Source organism: Marinobacter alexandrii, from assembly GCF_005871205.1.
In the GTDB taxonomy this organism is placed as follows: Bacteria; Pseudomonadota; Gammaproteobacteria; order Pseudomonadales; family Oleiphilaceae; genus Marinobacter; species Marinobacter alexandrii.
On the sequence record NZ_SWKM01000012.1, the window covers coordinates 390,050 to 412,493 of the forward strand.

The 22,444-nt window shown below is 59.8% G+C and carries 16 protein-coding genes and 1 riboswitch; of the genes, 12 read left to right on the forward strand and 4 right to left on the reverse strand.

Features of this window, described 5'->3' with window-relative positions; genetic code table 11:
- The first annotated feature begins 68 nt into the window (after positions 1–68).
- The 4 genes from FCS96_RS08740 to msrB all read left to right on the forward strand — a co-directional run bounded on the left by FCS96_RS08740 (position 69) and on the right by msrB (position 3,864).
- The gene (locus tag FCS96_RS08740; RefSeq protein ID WP_138439972.1) at positions 69–356 is read left to right on the forward strand and encodes a hypothetical protein; all 288 of its coding nucleotides are present in this window, start codon (positions 69–71) and stop codon (positions 354–356) included.
- Positions 357–391: 35 nt separating this feature from the next.
- Positions 392–1,093: a response regulator transcription factor gene (locus FCS96_RS08745; RefSeq protein WP_138439973.1), complete on the forward strand. Its 702-nt coding sequence runs from the start codon at positions 392–394 to the stop codon at positions 1,091–1,093.
- 3 nt (positions 1,094–1,096) lie between these two features.
- On the forward strand, positions 1,097–2,584 hold the full coding sequence (locus FCS96_RS08750; RefSeq protein ID WP_138439974.1) for a sensor histidine kinase: 1,488 nt from the start codon (positions 1,097–1,099) through the stop codon (positions 2,582–2,584).
- A gap of 95 nt (positions 2,585–2,679) precedes the next feature.
- Positions 2,680–3,864: a peptide-methionine (R)-S-oxide reductase MsrB gene (gene msrB, locus FCS96_RS08755; protein WP_138439975.1), complete on the forward strand. Its 1,185-nt coding sequence runs from the start codon at positions 2,680–2,682 to the stop codon at positions 3,862–3,864.
- A 36-nt stretch (positions 3,865–3,900) separates the two neighbouring features.
- On the opposite strand, the gene FCS96_RS08760 is transcribed toward msrB, so the two are convergent.
- The 4 genes from FCS96_RS08760 to FCS96_RS08775 form a co-directional block, all read right to left on the reverse strand.
- Positions 3,901–4,626, reverse strand: a complete 726-nt coding sequence (locus tag FCS96_RS08760) for a 3'-5' exonuclease (RefSeq protein ID WP_138439976.1) — start codon at positions 4,624–4,626, stop codon at positions 3,901–3,903.
- Complete coding sequence (locus FCS96_RS08765) at positions 4,616–6,493, reverse strand: putative nucleotidyltransferase substrate binding domain-containing protein (protein ID WP_138439977.1); 1,878 nt, start codon at positions 6,491–6,493, stop codon at positions 4,616–4,618. The genes FCS96_RS08760 and FCS96_RS08765 overlap by 11 nt, the downstream gene beginning before the upstream one ends.
- 114 nt (positions 6,494–6,607) lie before the next feature.
- Entirely contained in the window at positions 6,608–9,619 is a 3,012-nt protein-coding gene (locus FCS96_RS08770) for a parallel beta-helix domain-containing protein (RefSeq protein WP_212747060.1), read from the reverse strand.
- Positions 9,620–9,641: 22 nt separating this feature from the next.
- Positions 9,642–12,113 (reverse strand): amidohydrolase family protein, encoded by a 2,472-nt coding sequence (locus FCS96_RS08775; RefSeq protein WP_138439978.1) that lies wholly within the window; start codon positions 12,111–12,113, stop codon positions 9,642–9,644.
- A 373-nt stretch (positions 12,114–12,486) separates the two neighbouring features.
- Positions 12,487–12,710: riboswitch (cobalamin riboswitch) on the forward strand.
- Positions 12,711–12,847: 137 nt separating this feature from the next.
- On the opposite strand from FCS96_RS08775, the gene FCS96_RS08780 reads away from it, so the two are divergent.
- From FCS96_RS08780 to FCS96_RS08815, 8 genes are all read left to right on the forward strand, one after another.
- The gene (locus FCS96_RS08780) at positions 12,848–14,665 is read left to right on the forward strand and encodes a TonB-dependent receptor domain-containing protein (protein WP_138439979.1); all 1,818 of its coding nucleotides are present in this window, start codon (positions 12,848–12,850) and stop codon (positions 14,663–14,665) included.
- A 29-nt stretch (positions 14,666–14,694) separates the two neighbouring features.
- Positions 14,695–15,618 carry a cobalamin-binding protein gene (locus FCS96_RS08785; RefSeq protein ID WP_138439980.1) on the forward strand — a complete coding sequence of 308 codons (924 nt, stop codon included), beginning with the start codon at positions 14,695–14,697 and terminating at the stop codon, positions 15,616–15,618.
- On the forward strand, positions 15,605–16,579 hold the full coding sequence (locus tag FCS96_RS08790) for a FecCD family ABC transporter permease (RefSeq protein ID WP_138439981.1): 975 nt from the start codon (positions 15,605–15,607) through the stop codon (positions 16,577–16,579). Before FCS96_RS08785 ends, FCS96_RS08790 begins: the two co-directional genes overlap by 14 nt.
- A gap of 3 nt (positions 16,580–16,582) precedes the next feature.
- Positions 16,583–17,350, forward strand: a complete 768-nt coding sequence (locus FCS96_RS08795) for an ABC transporter ATP-binding protein (protein WP_138439982.1) — start codon at positions 16,583–16,585, stop codon at positions 17,348–17,350.
- A gap of 38 nt (positions 17,351–17,388) precedes the next feature.
- Positions 17,389–18,057, forward strand: coding sequence for a DNA-3-methyladenine glycosylase I (locus tag FCS96_RS08800; RefSeq protein ID WP_138439983.1), 669 nt, complete (start codon positions 17,389–17,391; stop codon positions 18,055–18,057).
- 134 nt (positions 18,058–18,191) lie between these two features.
- Positions 18,192–19,715 (forward strand): sensor domain-containing diguanylate cyclase, encoded by a 1,524-nt coding sequence (locus FCS96_RS08805; RefSeq protein ID WP_138439984.1) that lies wholly within the window; start codon positions 18,192–18,194, stop codon positions 19,713–19,715.
- A gap of 76 nt (positions 19,716–19,791) precedes the next feature.
- Positions 19,792–20,658, forward strand: coding sequence for an MBL fold metallo-hydrolase (locus FCS96_RS08810; RefSeq protein WP_138439985.1), 867 nt, complete (start codon positions 19,792–19,794; stop codon positions 20,656–20,658).
- 7 nt (positions 20,659–20,665) lie between these two features.
- A complete protein-coding gene (locus FCS96_RS08815) occupies positions 20,666–22,399 on the forward strand; it encodes a SulP family inorganic anion transporter (protein ID WP_138439986.1) in 1,734 nt (577 codons plus the stop codon).
- The last annotated feature ends 45 nt before the right edge of the window (positions 22,400–22,444 follow it).

The window sequence follows — 22,444 nt, forward strand, 5'->3', positions numbered from 1 at the left end:
TGCCATGCTCCCAGTCGTGCCAGCACGCCGTGCCGGCAACGACTGACGAATCACAAGGAGAGATCACAATGCGAAACCTGACCCGAATGCTTGCCGTAACCGGCCTGAGTTTGTTTGCACTGTTTGCTGTCGCCGGCGACGAAATGAAGCACGACGATGGCATGATGAGCGATGACACCATGGAGCAGGACATGTCCGAGAAGGGCATGGAAAAGGATGACATGGCTGATGACATGGGGCACGGTATGAAAGACGACGCCATGGATGCCAAGGGCATGGATGACACCATGGAAAAGGACATGGGCGACATGTCGATGGACGAGGAAACCATGGACCATAAGGACACCATGGAGTAACTATTTTCCGAGGACGGGATCAGAGCCAGGGAACCATGACACGAACCGTACTGATTATTGAGGACAACCCCGGAATCGGCGAGCTGGTGCGTATGCAGGTGACCGACCTGGGCATGGACGCCATTCTTGTCGATCGCGGTGACGATGGCCTTGAGCGTTTTAATCAAGGCGGGATTGATCTGGTTATCCTGGACCTGATGCTGCCAGGCCTGGACGGTCTTGGGGTCTGCCGGGAAATTCGGTCCAGTCCGGGCTATGTACCGGTGCTGATGCTGACCGCCAAGAGCAGTGAGCTGGATCGGGTGCTCGGGCTGGAAATGGGCGCCGATGATTACCTGACCAAACCGTTCAGCGTGGCTGAACTGGCAGCGCGGATCAAGGCCCTGTTTCGCCGGATTGATGCCCTGTCGGCTAAGCCAGAACCGGCGCCGGAAACCGAGCAGGTGGTGGTGGAAGGCCTGCGGGTGGATCCGGTTCGGCGCCGCGTCTTTGTGGACGACCAGGAAGTGGATCTGACCGCCCGGGAATTCGATCTGCTCTGGCACTTTGCCTGCCATCGTGGCCGGGTGTTCAGCCGGGCCCAGCTGCTTGATGCGGTCTGGGGATATAACCACGAAGGCTATGAACACACCGTTAATACTCACATCAACCGGCTTCGTAACAAGATCGAGACCGACCCGGCCGCGCCCCGGTACGTTCAGACGGTCTGGGGCGTCGGTTATCGGTTTATGGACTGATCCATGGCGCCATCGCTATTCCGTACCCTCTACGCCCGACTGGCTCTGGGCCTGTTCCTGCTGCTGGTGATTGTTGGTGGCCTGTTCACCATGCTCAGCCTCTACTCTGTGCGGGAATACACCGGCGCCGTCTATCAGGAACTCAATCGCGATCTGGCCAGCAACCTGGTGACCGACCGCAACCTGGTGACCGATGGCGAGCTTAACCGGGCCGCGCTCAAGGAGTTGTTCGGGCTGTATATGACAATCAACCCGAGCATCGAGATTTACCTGCTGGACCGGCAGGGCCGCATCCTGTCCTACTCCGCCGATCCCGACAAAATCAAACGTAACCGGGTTTCACTGGCCCCGATTCAGGCCCTGTTGGCGGACCCAGGCGCTTACCCCCTGCCGGGCGATGATCCACGTAGCCATGACCGGCGCAAAGTGTTCTCGGTGACCCCGGTGCCCACCAGCGCCAACCCCACCGGGTATCTCTATGTGGTGCTGCGGGGTGAGGAGTATGACGCCGCCGAGAGCATGGTCCACAGCGAACGGCTGCTGCAAATGGGTGCAGGCGCACTGGTGGTGAGCCTGTTTGTGGGCCTGCTGGCGGGCCTGGTGTTTTTCCGTCTGCTGACCCGGCGGCTGTCGCGGCTGACTGAAAGGGTGGAGCGCTTTGAGGCCGGCGATGGCGAGACCGCTCTCGAGACTGCCCTAGAGAGCAACCCCGAGCACGTGCCGGAGCAGGGCGATGATATCGATTACCTGGCGGCGCAGTTTGAACAGATGGCCCGGCGCATCGCCAGCCAGCTGGATCTGCTCAAGGACAAGGACCATCAGCGCCGGCAGCTGGTGGCGCAGGTGTCCCACGATCTGCGCACGCCCCTGGCCTCCATTCAGGGCTATCTGGAAGCCCTGCAGATGAAGCAGGATGACCTCAGCCCGGCTGAGCGCGGCCGCTTCCTGAAAGTCGCGCTGGCAGAGACCCATCGCCTGGGCCGGCTGGTGGATGAACTGTTCGAACTGGCGGCGCTGGAGGCCCGGGAAAAACAGCCGGTGCCGGAGCTCTTCCTGATCGCCGAACTGGTCCACGATGTGGTGCAGAAACACCAGCCCGAAGCCGAGAGCGCCGGCGTTGACCTGGTTATTGCGGCCGCCGATCCGGTGATGGTTCGGGCCGACATCGCCATGACCGAGCGCATTCTCGATAACCTGATCAGTAACGCCGTCAGCCATTCCCCCGCCAACAGTCAGGTGACCCTGGCGGTTCAGGGTGCCGATGGTGGCGCTCGTGTCACCGTGGCGGACGCCGGTCCCGGCATCAACGACGACGATCTGGCGCAACTGTTCGAACCCTTCTACCAGGCCGCCAATGCCGATCGCACCGGCCACGCCGGCCTGGGTCTGGCCATTGCCCAACGCATGGCGCAACTGCAAAAAGGCCAGCTATCGGCGCAGAACGGAGCGTCTGCCGGTGCCGAATTTCAGATCTGGCTGCCCGGAAAATAAACCTGTGTCGTTATAGATTCGTAAGAAACACCAGAAGGTTTTGTGAAGGCACCACGTTAGGCTGGAGTCAGTAAACCAGTCACAGGAGATGAAGTATGAAAGGCAAATTGATGGGCATGGCCACAGCGCTGCTGTTGGGCGCCGCAGGTACGCTTGCGCTAACCCATGCCAGTGCCGAGACGCGGGCCGAAAAAGACACCGAGTTCGCCCCTGATAACCCCGATCTCGCCGTTGCTACCTTTGCAGGCGGCTGCTTCTGGTGCGTGGAATCCGGTTACGAGAAAATTCCCGGCGTGGTTGAGGCCGTCTCCGGTTATGCCGGCGGTGAAGAGCCCAATCCCAACTATAAACAGGTAGCTTCCGGGCAGACCGGCCATACCGAAACGGTGCAGGTCTACTACGACCCGGATCAGATCACCTACGAAGGCCTGCTGGCCGGGCTGTGGCGGATGATGGATCCGACCGATGCCAATGGTCAGTTTGTCGACCGGGGTCAGCAGTATCGTCCCGCCATCTTTTACCACGACGCCAAACAGAAGCGCCTGGCAGAAGCGGCCAAGGCTGAGTTACAGGCCTCTGGTGTGTACGACAAACCGGTGGTGATCGAGATTGTGCCGTTCACCGAGTTCTACACCGCTGAGAAGTACCACCAGGATTACTACAAGAAGAATCCGGTGAGGTACAACTTCTACACCTTCAATTCCGGTCGCTATCAGTTTATCGAGAAGGTCTATGGCGAGGACTACGAGCTGGATTTCTCCCAGTACCAGCCTGACGGGATGACCAAGGCCTCCAACTCTGAGGCTAGCGCCGGTTTTGATGCCCAGAGTTTCGTGAAGCCGGACCGGGAGGTTCTGATGAAGCGGCTGAGCGACATGGAGTTCGAGATCACCCAGGAAGATGGCACCGAACCTGCGTTCAACAACCGTTACTGGGACAACAAGAAACCCGGCCTGTACGTGGACGTGGTGTCGGGAGAGCCGTTGTTTTCATCCCGGGACAAATACAAGTCCGGCACTGGCTGGCCCAGCTTTACCAAGCCCATCGAACCCGGTGTTGTGGTGGAGCGTGAAGATAAGTCGTTCTTCATGACCCGGATTGAGATTCGCAGCCGCCACGCCGATTCGCACCTGGGTCACGTATTCAACGATGGCCCGGCGCCGACCGGTCTGCGCTACTGCATGAACTCCGCAGCGATGGAATTCATCCCGCTGGAAGACATGGAAGCGCGGGGCTACGCCGAGTATATCGATGACGTCACCGGCGGTCAGCGCAGCTAATGTTCTCCAACTAACAGCCGCAGTCGTATCCCACCGTTATAGCCAGAGGTCCCGGACCGGGGCCTCTGGACCGAAGTGATGATAGATCTGCGCCTGCAACAGTTCGGCCGTCGCGATGGCGTCGATCAGGGCATTGTGGGCGGCGTAATGGGGCAGACCATAGCGAATGCGGCTATCGGCGAGCCTGATCGACACCGGCTTCTCGCCCCAGAATTGCTGCCACCGAGTGGGGCGCCGGTTCGGATGCAGATGCGCCTCAATGGCCATGGTGTCCAACACCGGAAACTCAATGCCTTCGCCCAGCCGCCACCTCAGGGCAACGTCCAGGAATCCCCGCTCAATACTGCGATAGTGCACCACGGGAACCCGGCCCCGGAGCAGCTCAAACATTGGGTCCAGGATGTCTTCCAGGTCTGGCGCCTTGGCGATGTCGGCATGGGTGATGCCGTGGATTTCGATGGAGGTTTGGTGAAGTGGCAATCGGGGCCGAACCACCCAGTGCCTGGCTGCGCTCAGTTGAATACCCTTCAGGGTAAAGGGCACCAGTCCGACACTGACGATGGAGTGTTGGTCCGGGTTCAGGCCGGTGGTTTCGAAATCCATGGCAACCATCGGCACCTCGCTGATGGGCGTGTCCGGGGCAATGCAGCCGGCCGCGTAATACTCCTTGAGCAGCGGGTGCTGGGCTTCCCGGGCCAGGGCGTCGAAACGCTCTGACCAGTCAGGTGTCTGGGTGGAGACGACGGCCGCTTTATGGGACATTGCGCCCCACCCCCGCATTGTAGCGGAAGCGAAGGAATTTCTGGGCATTGCTGACCACCTGGAACGCGTCTTTCAGATGACTGCGCTCAAACGGCGACAGATCCTCCGGTCGCACGTTGTTGTCGGGTTCTCGGCCTTCCTCGATGGCGATAGCCTGGTGTCTGATTCGGACAATAGCAATAAATTCCAGAGCATCCCGCAAGTTACCCAAATCGTCATCGAGCAACAGCTTGGTCTGTCCAATGGCCCTCAGGCGTTCGAACGAGTTCTGGGCCCGGGAACCGCAGGCCAGGGCGTGCACCCGGATGAGATCAGAAAGAGGTGCGGTGCCCCGGCGTTTCAGGTTGAAACTCTTACGCTGCTGACCGTCCTCTTCCAGGACAAAGCTGCGGAAGAAGCCGATGGGCGGGGTCCGGTTCAGGGCGTTACGGGCCAGCATGGTTAGGAAGCGCTGACTGTTGCTGGCCTTTTCCGCCACCAGGGTCTTCAGGTCTTCGGCGAAATCGGTTTTGCCGTAGATGCCGTCCAGGTCGAAGAAGATGTTGCTGTTCAGCAGCGCTTCGGCCTTCGGGTTTTCGATCCAGTCGGTGAAGTAACCCTTCCACACGTGCAGTGGTTGGCGCCATTTCTGGTTGGTGGCCATGATGTCGCCGGTGCAGTAGGTGTAGCCGCACTCAGCCAGGCCATCGCTGACGAACTTGGCCAGGGCCAGGAAGTACTCATCGTGCTCTTTTGGGTTGAAGCTGTCGTCCAGGATCATGGCGTTATCCTGGTCGGTGACCACCAGCTGTTCGTCCCGGGCCATGGAACCCAGTGCCATGAAGCAATAGGGAACAGGCGGCGGCCCCAGTTTCTCCTCGCCCAGCTCCAGCAGCCGTTGGGTAAAGCTGCGCCCGATGCCGGCCATGGCGCTGCCGATCATATGGGAGTTGGCGTCTTCGTTCACCATGCGGACAAAGCTGTCGCGCACGTCCCGGCTGATTTTCTGCAAGCCCCGAACATCCTGCTGGTGATAGATGTTGCTGACCAGGTAGAGACTGCTCTGGCTCTCGTACTTGACGATGTCCGACAGCGCAATCACCCCGCGAACCTCATGCTTGTCCATCACCGGCAAGTGATGCACGTTGTTGTGCAGCATGGTTAGCATGGCTTCGAAGATAAACGCGTTATCGCGAATGGTGATCAGGTCCTCGGACATGATGTCCCGGATTGGAGTCTCCGAGGGCAGAGCTTCCGCCAGGGCACGGGTGCGCAGATCCCGATCGGTGATGATGCCTTTAAGATCGGTATGGCCCTTGTTTTCCTCCATCAGCAGCAACGCCGAGACACCCTGGTCGGTCATGATCCGGGCAGCCTCCTGCAGGCGCACCGTGCAAGGCGCCGAGACCGGCTCCCGAGTAATCAGCCGAGTAACCCGGGACGTCATCAGCTCGTTTGACTTCTCCCGCCGGGAGAGCGCTGAGCGAAGTCTTGAATTGTCCTCAACTTCGACAAAATCGGCGAAATTGTCGTCATTTTCGAATAAGAGTCGGAAGATTTCTTCAGGGAATCGGTAGATCAGAGTGTCTTCCAAGGCTTTTGCCGGGAAACGCACTTTTTGATGCATCAGCAGACCGAACTGGCCAAAAATTTCACCCTCGCCGATTCGGTTGTACAGCTCTCCGGAGCGTCGGTAGATTTCCACCGCACCGCTGCGAATGTAGTACAGCCAGTGGTTAGCCTTGCCAAATTCCAGGATGCTGGTGCCGGCGCGGAAATACTCCACCTCGATGGTACCGACTACCCGGTCGAGCAACTCTTCGGGCATTTCGTCAAAGGGTGGGTAGTTGGCCATGTGGTTGCGGATATCGATCAGCTCGGCCTGCATGCACGAAATTCCTGATTAAAGCGTTGATGGAGGAGTGCAGGCCCCAATATAGCAGGGCCATAGGCGGGAGCAAAAAGACGAAGGCCGTGGCGACGGCCTCCGGACAACTGTGGGTCAGTTAGGTAAGGACTGAAAGATGCTTCCATTGCCGCAGGCATCGCCGTTGCTGTAGTCGCTATCTACAACCTGATTAATCCATTGTCGCAGCAGCGCCACGCCTTCGGTGTGCGCGACACTGCGGGCTATAGGTGGCATGCGCCGTTGCGGATCGTTGGCGCTGGCTAACCGGCATTCCACTATGGAGCTGTCGGCCTGTCCCGGAACCACAATGTGCTGGCGACCGCACGAGCCTCCGCCCGTGGCAGTGGGTTTCTTGCAGATTCCGTAGCCTGCGTCCACGGCGCGGAAATGATCAAGATAATATCCGGTGTTAGAGGCTGCGCCGCGATCGTTGTGACAGTGCTGGCAGTTTACTTCCAGGTAGGCTCGAAGGCGCGCCTCGACATCGGCATCCGTACCGGCAGGTGCGCCACTGTCGCCGGGCAGATTCCAGTGCGGGAGCCGCTCTATATTGGTGGCCACGCCCCGGCCATCCAGTTCCAGATCCGGCACATTGGTCAGTAGGCCCTGATCCACCCAGTATTGAAGCTGGTTGACCTGTGGAAAGCCGCCCTGACCACGGGTCCCCATGAACGCAGACTCCGGTGTGTAGGCGCGGTTCAGGTTGCGCGGTTTCGGGCCAATTGGTGCGGATCCGGACTCCTGATCATCGTTGCTGTGGCAGGTGATGCACTGGTTGGCGTTGGGGATCGCGTAGGCTGGGCTGGAACCAGTTAACAGCTGACCAGAGGTGTGATCCTGATAGTGCCAGCTCACAGCCCGGGTGCCACCCTCAGGAGCCAGTCGGGTGATAGGCTTACCGTTGCTGTCAGTCTCCCAGATGTAGGTGATTCCGTCCCAGAACGCACCGCCGGTTGAGCTGGTTCGCTTGACCAAAAGCCGGGTTTCAACCAGCTCTTCAGTGCCCTCGCCCTCATCGGTGAAGGCAAAGGTCTTGGCCAGCACCGTGCCATTGGGGAAATGGAGGGTGCCATTAAGGTTGTTGCCACCCTGGCCGTCCCGGTACACCGCCCGGGTGCCAGGTGGCATGAAGGCAACCCGGTACTTGGTGGCGTAATCGGAAAACAGTTTGCTGTTAAGAACGTAGGGCAGACCGTTGTCATGTGGGGTGCTGCGGGGATCTCCGGGATCGGCAAACAGGTTGTACTGGTCCAGTCGGGGACAGTTGACGGCCGTTGCAGCCCAGTTCACCTGGCCGGAACGGACGGGCTTGCTGCACAGCCGGTCAATTTCCGCCTGACTCGGCGCCGGGTCCACGGTCCCGCTGCGTTCGAACGGCGGAATGGTCACCCGGGGTAGCGGTGGCAGCAGCTTGCCAAAGCGGGCCTGGCAATCGTGCACGGACGGGTCGGTGTCGCCGACGGCGCCGTCGAGGCCGGCGAGCACCGATTGCAGGCCTTCGAGGCTGAGGATGCTGGTGTCCTGTTCGGCCGCGGCCAAAGCCAGCTCAAGGCCCTGGGTGCCGTGGAAGTTCAGGTAGGGTTGGCCTTTTCCCTCGAAGGCGTTGTGGTGGAAGCAGGAACCCCATTGCGGCTCCTTCCGGGTGGCCTGGCTATCAAACTTGTAGGCGTTGTAGTGGCAGGCCGGATTGGGGTGCTCATTGGTGTGGATGGGTTTGCCATTGCTGTCCTGGGGTACCGGGTCGCCGTTAGCGTCCACCGGATAGGGGCAGTCGGCGTCCAAGTCATCCAGTAGGCCGTCCCAAACGATGTGTGCGCCTTTTCCCGGGTTGGTGATGTTCTTCAGTCCAATCAGGGTGGGCAGGACACTTTCTACCTGGCCTTCGAGCACTACTTTTTCGAAATTCGGTGGCGGCAGATCGTAACCAGAATTACGCAGAATGTTGTCGTGAATGTGAAGCCCTTCGGTGTAGGGGTCCAGTTTCTTATCGGTCGTCTTGTCTTTGCCGTCGATCAGCTCGTAACTGGCATAGATGATGGCAGCGGTGCTGTGATCTTCGAAGGTGTTATTGACGATTTCGATGTTGTCGTAGCCCAGAGTCAGGAACCCTGTGCCCCGCGGTACCGCTGATACCAGGCCGCTGTGGGCAAAGTTGTAGGTGTTGTTGTTGCGAGCAAGGTTGTTGAGCATCACTGAGGTGTCGCCGTACTGGGTGATGTTTTCCAGGTCGTAGATCAGGAAACCACCGGTGTTACACTCAGCCAGGTTGTTGTCGTACTCACCGCCTTGAACGTTCTCGATCTCGAACCCCATCACGTTGTACACCGCGCGGCTGTTCCGAATGATGGCGGTGTTGGTCTGGCCAACGTAGATGCCAGCATCAGAGGCGCCCACAGACTCAGCGTTGTCCACCAGGATGTTTTCCGATTCCACGGGGTAGATGCCGTAACGGCCACTGGCCGAGCTGGGGACATAGTCCGGGGTCGGATCGCCCGGGTTCATGGGCGGCTGGGTGCACCCGACCTGCAGTCGCTCGGTATAGTTGCTGGCGGTGACCGGCTCGCCACCACCAGACCAGTAAGCCCGAACGTTGAGCAGGGTGCCCCACTTGACCCCTTTGAGCTTGAAGGCGTCGCCGGGAGAGTCGGCAATGGTTAGATCGCGCACCGTAATACCACGAACGTTCAGGGCTTCCAGACCGGTCACGTTGTCACTGTCGCGGAACGACAGCACGGTTTCGTCCTTGCCACACCCTTTTACCGTCACATCTTCGGTGGCCTGAATCAGCAGGCCATGTTCAAGTTCGATAAAACCGCAGGCGAATTCCAGAGTGTCGCCGGGGCGCAGCTGAATCATGGCGCTGACCATGTCACGCGTGGCATTCGGGCCGGCTTCGACAAAGAACGTCCGCCCCTCACTGAAGGGATTGCCAGGTGTTGTGATCACCGGGGGTGATGTGGACGGTTTCGTGGTTCGGGCTTCATTTTCCTTGGCTTGCGGGGATGACGAATCGCCACCGCCGAGGCAACCAGCCAACATCAGACTCGCGACCATTGTGGTCAGAAATCCGGGCACCTGGCGCCGTAAATGGTTCCTTGTTGTCATGGTTAGTCTCCGGGTAATCGATTCACTGAGGGGCGTTCTCAATGCGCTCCCACATCCGCAGATAGGCTTCCGCGGATGTGAACAGCTGGTTGACGGCGTCGTCGATCTGCTCCGGCGAACGATCGCTGTGGCGGATCATGTCCTCGATCTGGTCGGGATAGAGACCGTAGTGGGCTACCCCCCAGCCGTCGTACAGGCCGAACTCGCGGTCACCGGTGCGTTGCTTGTGGAATTGCACGCGACCGTCAACCGAAGTAAACGGGTACAGCGACATCTCGTCGGAGGGACTGCCGGGGTTGGAGGCAAGCTGGGCAATGCCATTGACGTCAGAGGCAAAACCGGCACCACCAAAGGGCCCAACCTTGAACTCCGCAGACCGAGGCCGATTGCCGTCCCGGGTCAGCTTGTCCACCCATTTGCCCCGGGTGCTGCCAAACGAAGCGCTGATGCCGCCCTGGGCGGCGATGCGGTCACGCAAGGCCTCGGTGCCACCCCAGCCGCCGTGGCTGTTGATGACCGGGTAGTTCAGGGGTTTGGTCAGGGCCAGGATCCGGGCGGCGGCCTTGCGGCTGATGTGGTCGGTCTCGATCATCATCTTGCGTTTGATCAGTTCCTGGATCAGGAAGTCACCAAGATTACTCAGGCCCCGTTGGTTGCAGTGCTGGTCGGTACCGCGTCGGGGATCCAGAGCCGCCATTTCCTCAGGTGTTTCGGGAAAACGGTCGCCCACGTAGTCGATCTGGAACAGCAGCTGGTCGATCAGGCCGAAGGGTTGCAACGATGGGTTCTGGTCCGGCTCATAGCCGGCGTATTCCACCTCCTCCGGGCAGGATTCGAACTCAATGGGGTGGCCAGTCTCAAGCAGGTTGCCGCCATAGAGGATGGCGCCAATGCCGACACCGCTGGACAGGTCGGGCAGGTGACCACCGAAGGCATTGTCGAACTTGTGTACCGGGAAAATATTGCGAACCCCCAGCCGGTAAAGCTGATCAAGGCGCTCGACAATGTCTTCGCGCGTGCATTCGGCGACACCGAGAAACTCGCCGCAGCGGAATACCTTGGACATTTCAATGCCCAGCACCACCGCCAGGTGTCCATCTGCAATGGCCTCCCGGGCCTGGCCGGCGCTGGTGACAATGCGGAACCAGCCGAGCCCCGGGCCTCCGTGTTGGGCGTCGATGTAATCCTGCATCTCGTACATGCGCTGGATCTGCAGCAGGATGGCTTCCATCGGATCGCAGTCATTTTTCTTCTGGGGATTGATCCGGCAAAGCACTTCGTTGTGAACCAGGTGGTTTACCAGAATCTTCATGCCGGACAGGTGTGCCCGCTCCAGCCAACGGTAGTAACTTTGATGGTGTTGCAGCGAGTTGTGACGGGGCCAGTCATTGAAGCCCGGCCAACCCTGGGTATCGTGGAGGCCGATGCCCGATGTGGCTAGCTCAACGAATCCGGTTGCGCCCCAGGGGCCGTGTACCGCCTCGCAGTCTTCCAGGGCGTGGGTGACTCCGAATCGATGGAACGGCGCACCGTAGTTGACCCGGCCGCCGATGAATTCGTAGGCCGAGATATGGGAGTGCGTGTCAACGAACCCGAACACATCGTTTTTGTCGATGCCCGGAACCTTTCGGAATCGCTCGACCTCTTTCAGATAGATGGCGGGACCGGTATTGCTCAGCATTTCGACATTGAGTTCGGCTTCCGGGTAGCTATCGCAGCCCTGGGCGGGGATCAGACGGAATTCGTTGCTGGCGTCGGCCAGGGAAGGCGAGGTCAGGGTCAGGTTGCCGTCCTCAACTCCGAGCAACAGTCCTGTCACCTCTGAGGCCAGGGAAAAGCGGTTGTCCCCGGTAGGGTTCAGTCGCCACACCGCGAGGTCGCTGGGGGCATGGACCATGGCAAGTGCAGGCGCCACCGTGATGTCGCCGGTTCGGTTGCCCGCCTCCTCAAGGCTTTCGCCCAGCTCCCTTAGAAGCCCTCCCAGCGGTGCAATCGGGTCCAGCACCAGGTTGGTGGTGTCGCCCAGGCCTGCGACCAGGTAGCTGATCTCACCGACAAAGTTGCCAGTATCGTCGAGAAGTTCGCCGGCGGGATCGCTGATGCCGAGCAGGTCGAAGTCACCCATGCCGCCGGGGTTTCGTTGAAAGCCGGACATCAGCAGGTAAGAGCCCAGGGCCGTCGGCCTCAGGTAGAAAGGCGTCGCCCCGTTGGCCTCCCCGGTAGCGCCATACCGTTCGTTGTGTGGGCTGGCGGCCACGAAGCCGTTTGAGGTTGCCAGGGTGTAACAGCCATTGGCCGGGCTATATCGGTTGGCAAGGATTTGAGGCGTGCCGGGTTTGGACGGTTGGGAGGGTAAGGTCGGGGCAGGTGACTGAGTCTTATCGCTTGATCCGCTGCTACCGTCGTCTTTACAGGCCGGCAATACCAGCATGCAGACAACCATCAGTATCGCCGTCAGGGTTTTGGGCATCGGAGTGCCTTTGCTGTTTTTCATCGGGCCTCTCCTCGGGCTCTTTGACGCTGGGTATGCGCCGGTTTTTATTGTTGGAGGCAAATCTGGGAACGCATCTAGCTATGAGTTTTGTAACAATGCGAAACGGTTTGTAACATGAATCTAAAAGTGTGATTTAGTTCACATTGGGCCAAGTTGGGGCGGAGCAGGTCCCGTGTTTTCTCGCGACGCCAGGCTGCGCGCGGATTCAAGGCAACGGTGTGTATAAAGTGCAGAGGGGAGCCGGGATCGTTTTTGGCCCGGCAAGCATAGGTAATGGTATTTCGTGGGTAGCGGTTGGGTTTTGATGGATGTGAAGTGCAGGAAAGGAGGCTGCGCTCAGGTTTAATTGAAAACTTGCGGCTCTGTTGTTAGCCTTGCGCCACTTTTTGCAGGTGTCCGTCGCAAAGCGCGACGGGTGAAACGGGAAATCGGTGTACCCGGCGTTAGCCGGAAAGTCCGATGCTGCCCCCGCAACGGTAAGCAGGATAAAGGCAATCTGACGCGCCACTGTGCTTTTGCATGGGAAGGTGATTGCCCGGGAACCCTCTATGGGTTCCGCCTGCAAGCCCGGAGACCGGCCCGCAAAAACACCCGACGTTGCGGTGGGCGACTGTGGGTGGGCGATCCCCCGGTTTCAGCCTCCTTGCCAGACCACCGCCCGCCCCTGTCTACCTGTTCCGCAGCAATAACGATAATTCCCGTGCGGGTGCGCGCGGAATACGGAGCAAGTACACATGGCTAGTTGTCCTTTTCCTGCCAAGATCGCAGGCCTTTCTCTTCTTACCCTGCCTCTCGCTGTTGCAGCCGAAACCAACCAAGATCCGGAGTTGATGGATCCAATCGTGGTCACGGCCACGCTTGGCCCGAAAACGGTGGGTGAGAGTCTGTCGTCGGTCACTGTTATCGAACAGGAAGACATACGTCGCCAGCAGCCAAAGGAATTCCGGGAAGTGATTGCCTCCCAGCCGGGCGTGTCGGTGGTGGGTAATGGGTCCTACGGCAAACAGACCAGTGTTTTTCTGCGGGGTAACGCTTCAGACGCATCGATTCTGCTGGTGGACGGCATTCGCATCCGCTCGGCCACTGTCGGTGGTCCGGCCTGGCAGTATCTGCCGCCGCAGTTGGTGAACCGGGTCGAGATTGTGCGCGGCAGTCGCAGCAGTCTCTATGGCGCCGATGCAGTCGGCGGCGTGATTCAGGCCTTTACCACACCAACTGGTCAGGGGACGCGAGGCTGGGTGGAAGCCGGTGGGGGTAATCTCGACAGCCAGCAGTACGGCGCAGGTGCGTCTGCTGTGGAAGGCGGCTCGCGGATCAATGTCGCCGCCAATTACTTCCGCACCGACGGCGCACCAGTGGTCGAAGGTGGCGAGGACAAGGGCTATGACAACAGCTCCGGTGTTGCCAGCGCCAGCCATGAATTCAGTAATGGCGTGCGCACCGGCTTTACCTTTCTCGGTGCCAAGGGCAATACCGAGTATGAGGGCGGGGAGGAGGATTTCCTGTTCCAGGTGGCCGGTGTGAATCTGGAAGTCCCGATCACCAGCAACTGGCGTTCTGTAGTTCAGTTTTCTGATGCCCGGGATGAGCTGGAAGATTTCAGCAGCTTCCCCGGTGAGTTCAATACCCAGACCCGCAGTTCTCGTCTGGAAAACTGGTTTACCGCCGGTACCCATGAGTTTGTGCTTGGTGCAGAGCACCTGGTCGACCGGGTCGAAAGCACCACCGCTTACGATGAATCCAGCCGGTCCAACACCGCGGTGTTCGGTCAGGCATTGTTGAATTTCGGTCCGCTGGACACCCATTTCAGCTTACGGAACGATGACAACGAGGCCTATGGCAAGGAGACCACCTGGGGCGCTGGTGTTGGCTACGAGCTTGATCGCAACCACCGGGTCCGGTCCAGCGTTGGCACATCTTTCAAGGCGCCTTCGTTTAACGACTTGTACTTCCCCGGCTTCGGCAATCCGGATCTGAAACCCGAGGAAGCGACCAGCTACGAGCTTGGTCTCGAAGGCCGCTACGTGCGCTGGTTCTGGGATGTGGCGGTGTTCCACACCGATGTAGAGGATCTGTCCCTGCCGTCCCAGGATTCCGCCGGCAGTGTGCCCGAAGCCCGTCTGCGCGGTGTTGAATTCAGCGGTGGCTGGCAGGCCCGAGGCTGGACCCTAAAGGCGGCCGCTACGGTTGGAAACTACGAAAATAAAGAAGACGATGAGCAGCTTATTCGCCGGGCAGAGAACACTCTGCGGGTAGATTTGGATAAAGAGCTGGGTGAATGGGTTCTCGGAACGTCTGTCCGTGCCGAAAGTTTCAGGTACGACGCGATTTTCAACCCATCCACGTTTCAGGTTGACCGCAAACGTATTGCAGGCTTCGGTGTGTGGGATTTGCGCGCATCCCGGAATCTGGCCCCTGGCTGGCTCGCCACACTGACGGTGGACAATGTCCTGGATCGCGAATACAGCACTGCCAAGCGATTCGACAACACTAATTTCATCAGTGCTGGCCGAACCGTATTCCTGTCGGTACGGTATGATTTCGTTCGGTAACATGAATTAGCCAATTGGCGGGAGCCAGCATGGACAGACCGGGGAACCTGCGGACGGCACGGGTGTTTGGCAAAAAAATTGTGCTCACCGTAGTCGCCCTGGTGCTGCTGGCGACCCGTGTCTGGGCCGGGGCTGAACTTTGTGCGCACGATGCACTTGAGCGCCAGCAGTGTCTCGCGAGCCCGGCGCAGCGCATTGTGTCCCTTTCTCCCGGTGCCACCGAACTGCTGTTCAGCGCTGGTGCCGGTGACCGCATCGTTGCCGTCAGTGCCTGGAGCGACTATCCGCCTGAGGCGGTCACCTTGCCGCAAGTCGGCGACAGCAACCGGCTGGATCTGGAAGCGATCGTGGCATTGCAGCCGGATCTGGTGGTGGCCTGGATAGACGGCAACTCCCGGGCCCAGTTGCAGAAGCTGAGTGCTATCGGCATCAACGTATTCTGGCTGGCGCCCCGTCGTTTCGAAGATATCGGCCTGGCGGTTGAGCAACTGGCTTTGCTTACCGGGCAATCGGAGCTGGGTCGGCAGCGCGCCGCCGATTTTCGCCAGGGGCTGTCGGAGCTTCAGGCGGAGTATGCCGATGCCCGCCCAATTCGGGTGTTCTTCCAGATTTGGGACCAGCCCCTGATGACCGTGAACCGTGAGGAGCTGATCAGCAAAGCCATCACCCTGTGTGGTGGCGTGAATGTGTTTGCCGATTTGCCTCGATTGGTGCCGCGGATTAGCGCGGAGGCCGTGGTGACGGCCAACCCTGACGTCATTGTGACTTCGGGCGAGGATAGCAGCGACCTGTCGGGGCTGGCGCGCTGGCAGCAGTTTCCGGAGTTGGCGGCGGTAAAAAGCGAGAATTTGTTTGTAGAGCCGCCGTCGCTGCTGGCACGGCCAACCTTCCGCATGCTCGATGGCACCCGCCACCTTTGTGAAACTTTGGAGCGCGCCCGTGCCACTCTCTAGCACTCTGCGCCCGCTGCTCGTACTCGCCCTGATCAGTATTGTGGCGATGGTGATCTCGGTCAGTATCGGCTCCAGTGCCATGGAGCTGGGCCAGACCCTGGCGGTGCTGACCGGCGGTGGCACCGAATTGCAGCAAACGCTGATCCTGGATCTGCGTTTGCCGCGCACCCTCAGTGCATTTGCGACCGGCGGCTTGCTCGCCGTGGCCGGCGCCCTGATGCAGGTGTTGTTGCGCAATCCCCTGGCGGACCCCTATGTGCTCGGACTGTCGGGTGGCGCAGCGGTCGGTGCCTTGCTGGCGATGCTGGCGGGTGTCGCCGGTTTTGTGGTTTCCGGCTCGGCGTTTGCCGGTGCCATGCTGGCGACCCTGCTGGTGTTTGGATTGGCCCATGGCACTGGCAGCTGGACGCCCTCCAGACTCTTGCTTACCGGGGTAGTGATGGCCTCCGGCTGGGGTGCCCTGATTACCCTGATTCTTGCGATGACACCGGCAAGCCGGTTGCCGGGCATGCTGTACTGGCTGATGGGCGACTTGTCTCACGCCGGTACACCTGGGCCGGCGTTGATCATTCTGGTGTTGGTCTGCCTGCTGGTGTTTCCTCTGGGGCGGTCGCTGAACGTGCTGGCTCGGGGGCCAATGCAGGCTGCCGCCCTGGGCGTGTCGGTGCGGCCTCTGGAATGGCTGATTTACCTTTTGGCGAGCATCCTGACGGCGACAGCAGTAACCATGGCTGGAAGTGTTGGCTTTGTAGGCCTGGTGGTGCCGCACATGCTCAGGTTGGTGCTCGGCAACGACCAACGGTTGATCCTGCCGGCCTGCGCGCTGGCCGGTGGTGGCCTGCTGGTGCTGGCGGACGCCCTGGCGCGGGTGGTGATTGCGCCCGAACAACTGCCGGTGGGTGTAATCACCGCGCTGGTGGGCGTACCCACGTTCCTGTACCTGCTGTATCGGAGCCGATAACCCATGACAGGCCTGACCACCAGCGAACTGATTATCGATATTCCCGGCCGGCCATCGGGTCAGCCGCTGAATCTGTGTGTGGAGCCGGGGCAGGTGTGGGGAGTGCTTGGGCCCAATGGTGTTGGTAAGACCACCTTGCTGCACACCCTGGCCGGTCTGCACCAGCCCAGGGCCGGGCAGGTGTTGCTGGATGAACAACCGGTGACCGGCATGAAGCGCAAGCAGTTGGCGCGGCACCTTGGCCTGGTGTTTCAGGATCGCCAGGATGGGTTCCCGGCGACGGTCCTGGAAACGGCGCTGATTGGCCGCCATCCCTGGATGTTACCCTGGCAGATGGAAAGCCGGGCTGATCTGGAACTGGCCGAGCAGGCGCTGGAGGCGCTCGACGTGATCCATCTCCGGGATCGGCTGGTACACACACTGTCCGGTGGCGAGCGCCAGCGCGTTGCCATTGCTACCCTGATGACTCAGGCGCCCGGACTCTGGCTGCTGGACGAGCCCACCAATCATCTGGACCTGCATCATCAGGTTGCCACCATGGGCCTGCTGACGGGGCAAGCCGCTGCCGGCAACGTCGTATTCATGTGCCTGCACGACCTCAACCTGGCGGCGCGCTGGTGTGACCACCTGTTGCTGCTGTATCCCGGTGGTGAGGCCTGTTGGGGGCCGGCGCAGAGCATGCTGGTGCCGGCGGCGCTGGAACAGCTGTACGGCCAGAAACTGGTAACGGTAGAGGCTGACGGCGCGCCGGTGTTTGTGCCAGCCAGGTAATTGGGCCGAACTTTCAAGATCGTATTCGGAGACAGGTAATGAGCTTTGCGAGGATCTATCAGCAGGCCGCGGATCGAAAAGGCGGCGAAAATGCGCTGCAGGCTCTGCTGCCGCCCTTGGCCGAGCCGGGTCAATTGGCGGCGCTGGGCGACGACCGGTACCTGTCGGAGATCACACGGTGCATTTTTAAGGCCGGCTTTGTCTGGCGTGTGATCAACCGTAAATGGCCTGATTTCGAGGCGGCCTTCGATGGGTTTGTTCCCATCTACTGGCAACAGGTGCCGCCAGAAGTGCTGGAGGATCTGGCCCAGGACGAGCGCATCGTCCGCAACATGCAGAAAATCCGCACCGTGCCGGACAACGCCCGAATGATCGTCGATGCCGCCCGGGAGCACGGCAGCTTTGGCGCCTTTCTCAGCCAATGGCCGTCAGAGGATCAGGTTGGCCTGCTGTTGTGGCTCAAGCGCCACGGTGCCCGGCTGGGAGGTGCGACGGCCCAGTACTTTCTGCGCAACGTCGGCTGGGACGGTTTTATCCTGTCCCGGGATGTGATTGCCGGCCTGCGCCGGGAAGAGCTGCTGGATGCCTCGCCCGGCAGCAAGAAAGCACTGACCCAGGCCCAGGAGGCGTTTAACAGCTGGCATCGGGAAACTGGCTTGCCATACAGCCATCTCTCAAGAATCTTGTCCTGCACCGTCGAGAATTAGAGTCCTGTATAAGGCCGAATACCGGCCTGAATGTCGCCGAGGGATCCACGGCGATGACTCTCGCTGCGCCCTTTGTGGTGAGCTACACTTTTCTCGAAGGGGGCGATTAGCCCTCGGTCAGGGAAGTACCCGTCATGCCGACCAGAAAGCGTCAACGACCGGCATCTCCTCCGTCCGCGGATTTTTTTCACAAGCTGGCCACAGCGGTGCCCGGTATTCTCTTCGCCTACTGGCTCAGCGCCGATGGCAAGTCCCACGCGTTTACCTACGTCAGCAACCATACCCAGCAGCTATTCGGTATCGATCCTGAAACCCTGAAAGAGAACGCCGAGCCACTGTTCGACCTCATCCACCCGGACGACATCAAGGGAATGGAGGAGAGTATCCGGGAATCCGCCCGCACTCTGGAGCCCTGGCAATACCGGGCCCGCCTGCACCTGCCTGATAATGGCTACGAATGGTTTGAGGCGTCGTCCCGGCCAACACGCGAATCCGATGGCAGCACACTCTGGTATGGCCAGTTCCACAACATCCAGCACTACAAGGTGCTGGAGCAGGAACTGCGGGAGAGTGAATCGGAGTATTCATTCCAGGCCGGGTTCCAGCGCCTGGTGGCCCGCTTATCGACTGAGTTCATCAACCTGGGGTTTGGCACCATTGACGAGTGTATCGATGAGTTGCTCAAGAGCGTGGGTGAGTTCTTCTCCATGGACCGGGCCTATCTTTACGCTTTTGGGGAAGATTACACCGCCATCACCAAAACCCATCAATGGTGCCGGGAGGGTGTGCCCTCGCTGGTTGATGAAAACCAGACTGTGTCCATTGATGCTTACCCGTGTTGGCGTAAACAGCTGTTGGAAATGGTGGATAACAATCAGGTTGCCCACGTTACGGGTGCCACAGACGCACCACCACCCGACGTTGCCGTGATTCAATCAGAGACGGAATCCGCATCCTCCGACACCGCGTCGGTGTTTTGTGTGCCGGTGCGGGCCCAAGGTGATGTCGTTGGGTTTCTCGGCCTCGACTCTCTGGCGCCGCGAAAGTGGCGTCAGGATCTGCACGATCTGCTGATCATCGTTTCCAGCCTGCTGTCCGGTGCCTTGGAGCGGAATATGCTTGAGGAACAGTTGCTGAGTCAGTCCATCCGGGATCCGATGACCGGACTGCACAATCGCCGCTACCTGATGCCGCGCCTCAGCGAGCTGGTAGAACGGGCGGAGCGCTACGATGAAAACTTTACCGTCGCCATGCTGGATATCGACCATTTCAAGCAAATTAACGATACCGTCGGCCACCTGGGTGGTGACTTTGTGTTGCGTCGGTTTGCCAACATTCTGGAAGACCTGATTCGCTCAACTGACGTGGTAGCCCGTTTCGGTGGTGAGGAGTTCATGGTGGTGCTTCCCGGCACTAACCAGATTGAGGTGCAGCAGATAATCGGTCGGATTCTGGCGGCTGTGCGCAGCGATCATTTCCTCTTCGAAGGTCGTGCGATTCCTGTAACGGTAAGTGCGGGAGTCGCCTCGGGGCGGGAGCGGGACGACCGCATGATCTCTGTCGACGCCGTTATCAAGCGGGCTGACCATCGCCTGTATCTGGCCAAGCAGGCGGGCCGGGATTGTGCGTTTGACGTTTCTGGCCCTCTCGGACTCTAGGAAACGGCATTTCACTCTATATCTCAAAATGGTATATCCTTATAACATATAGAGTGATAAGGCAGAGGTGAGAGTCATGACTAACCCTATTGTTCAGCCGTTCTTTGACGAGCCCACTAACACGTTCAGCTACGTGGTCCGGGATCCGGACAGCCAGGCCTGTGCCATTCTGGATTCCGTACTCGACTTTGATTACGCTGCCGGCCGCACCGCTGTGGACTCCGCCAATGACATTGTTACCTACGTACGCGGTCACGATCTGGAGGTGGAATGGATTCTTGAAACCCACGTTCATGCCGATCACCTGTCCGCCGCTCCCCATCTGAAGCAGCAACTGGGTGGCAAGACGGGTATCGGCGCGCACATTCAAGATGTTCAGGAAATCTTTGGCAAGGCCTTCAATGCGGGAACTGATTTCGCTCGTGATGGCAGCCAGTTCGACCAGCTTTTCCAGGAAGGGGATCGATTTCGGATAGGCGGGCTCGAGGCCCGGGTTCGACACACGCCCGGCCACACTCCAGCCTGTCTTACCTACGTTATCGGCGACGCGGCCTTTGTTGGTGACACCCTGTTTATGCCCGATTACGGTACGGCGCGGTGCGACTTTCCAGGTGGCGACGCCCGCAACCTGTATCGCTCCATTCAGAAAGTGCTGGCACTGCCGCCGGAGACCCGGCTGTTTTTGTGCCACGACTACAAAGCCCCGGGCCGGGATGACTACACCGCGATGACCACCGTGGCAGAGCAACGTAGAGCCAATGTTCATGTCCATGATGGCGTGTCCGAAGAGGAGTTCGTTACTCTTCGCATTGAGCGCGATGCTACCCTGGACATGCCGAAGCTGATACTGCCCGCGGTGCAGGTCAACATGCGTGCCGGGCAGTTTCCACCTGCTGAGAACAATGGCCAGGTGTATCTGAAAGTGCCCATCAACCGGTTCTGAGGCGGCAATGAACGTCAAACATTACCTGCCTCTTCTCGACTGGCTGCCCGGGTATGGTCGTAGCCAGGCCGTCAGTGACCTGGTGGCGGCGGTCATTGTCACCGTGATGCTGATTCCCCAGTCGCTGGCCTACGCTTTGCTGGCGGGATTGCCGGCCCAGGTGGGCCTTTACGCCAGTATTCTGCCTCTGGCGGTGTATGCGGTTTTCGGTACTAGTCGCACGCTTTCAGTAGGGCCGGTGGCAGTGGCGTCGCTGATGACAGCCGCAGCGCTGGCGCCGCTGGCCGATGCCGGTACGGTGGAATACCTCGTCGGTGCCGTCGTGCTGGCGTCGTTGTCCGGTCTGATGCTCATAGCCATGGGGCTGCTTCGGCTGGGCTTTTTGGCAAATTTCCTGAGCCATCCCGTAATCTCAGCCTTTATCACTGCATCTGGGATTGTCATTGCGGCCAGCCAGCTCAAGCATATTCTGGGTGTCGAGGCGTCCGGCCACAATCTGCTCGAAATCCTGAATTCTCTGGCGGATTCCATTGGTCAGACCAACGTCGCGACAGCCGCCGTCGGTGTTGGGGCTCTTGCGTTTCTGCTGGTGGCGCGCAAACGCCTGAATCCGCTGTTGCGCGCTGCCGGACTGACTTCAAGGCTGGCCGATATCCTGACCAAAACTGCACCGATCCTGGCGGTCCTGGTTACCACCTTACTGGCCTGGCAACTGAATCTGGGCGCCCAGGGCGTAAAGCTGGTTGGCCAAGTGCCGGCGGGTTTGCCCTCCCTGGCTTTGCCCAGCCTCGACTGGGGACTTTGGCAGCAGCTGGCAGTGAGTGCCCTGCTGATCAGTGTGGTGGGTTTTGTGGAGTCGGTATCGGTGGGCCAGACCCTGGCCGCGAAACGTCGCCAGCGAATCGATCCGGACCAGGAACTGATTGGGCTTGGCGCGGCCAATGTTAGCGCCGGCCTGTCCGGAGGTATGCCGGTGACTGGAGGCTTCTCACGATCGGTGGTGAACTTCGATGCCGGCGCGGAAACGCCCGCGGCCGGGGCTTTCACCGCGGTAGGGATTGCGTTGGCGACCCTGTATCTGACCCCGGCGATTGCCTATCTGCCCCAGGCGACGCTGGCTGCCACTATCATGGTGGCGGTTGCCACCCTGATTGATCTGCCTGCATTGGCGCGCACTTGGCGTTATTCCAGGCCCGATTTTGGCGCCATGCTGGCCACCATCCTGTTGACCCTTGTGCACAGCGTTGAGGCCGGCATCATGGCTGGTGTGGGATTGTCCATCGGGTTGTTTCTGTACCGCACCAGCCGGCCCCACAGCGCCGTTGTTGGCCGGGTGCCCGGAACCGAGCACTTTCGCAATGTGCTGCGCCACGATGTTGAACTGTGCCCAAAGGTAACCTTTCTTCGGGTGGACGAGAGCCTGTATTTTGCAAACGCCCGGTTCCTGGAAGAGCGGGTTATGGATCTGGTTGCCGGGGAACCGGCGCTGAAACACCTCGTACTGGTCTGCCCGGCGGTGAATCTCATCGATGCCTCCGCGCTGGAAAGCCTGGAAGCCATCAATGAGCGCCTGCGGAATGCTGGCGTGGTTCTCCACCTGTCCGAGGTCAAAGGGCCGGTCATGGACCGTCTCAGGAATACAGATCTACTGGCCAATCTGAGTGGTGAGGTTTTCCTCAGCACCTATGAAGCCTGGCAGCGACTGATCGGACAGTCGGTAGCGCAGCGTATTAACGTCTGATGGTCAGCATGCTTGTCCAATGGGTGAGGCCGACCAGTACTATGG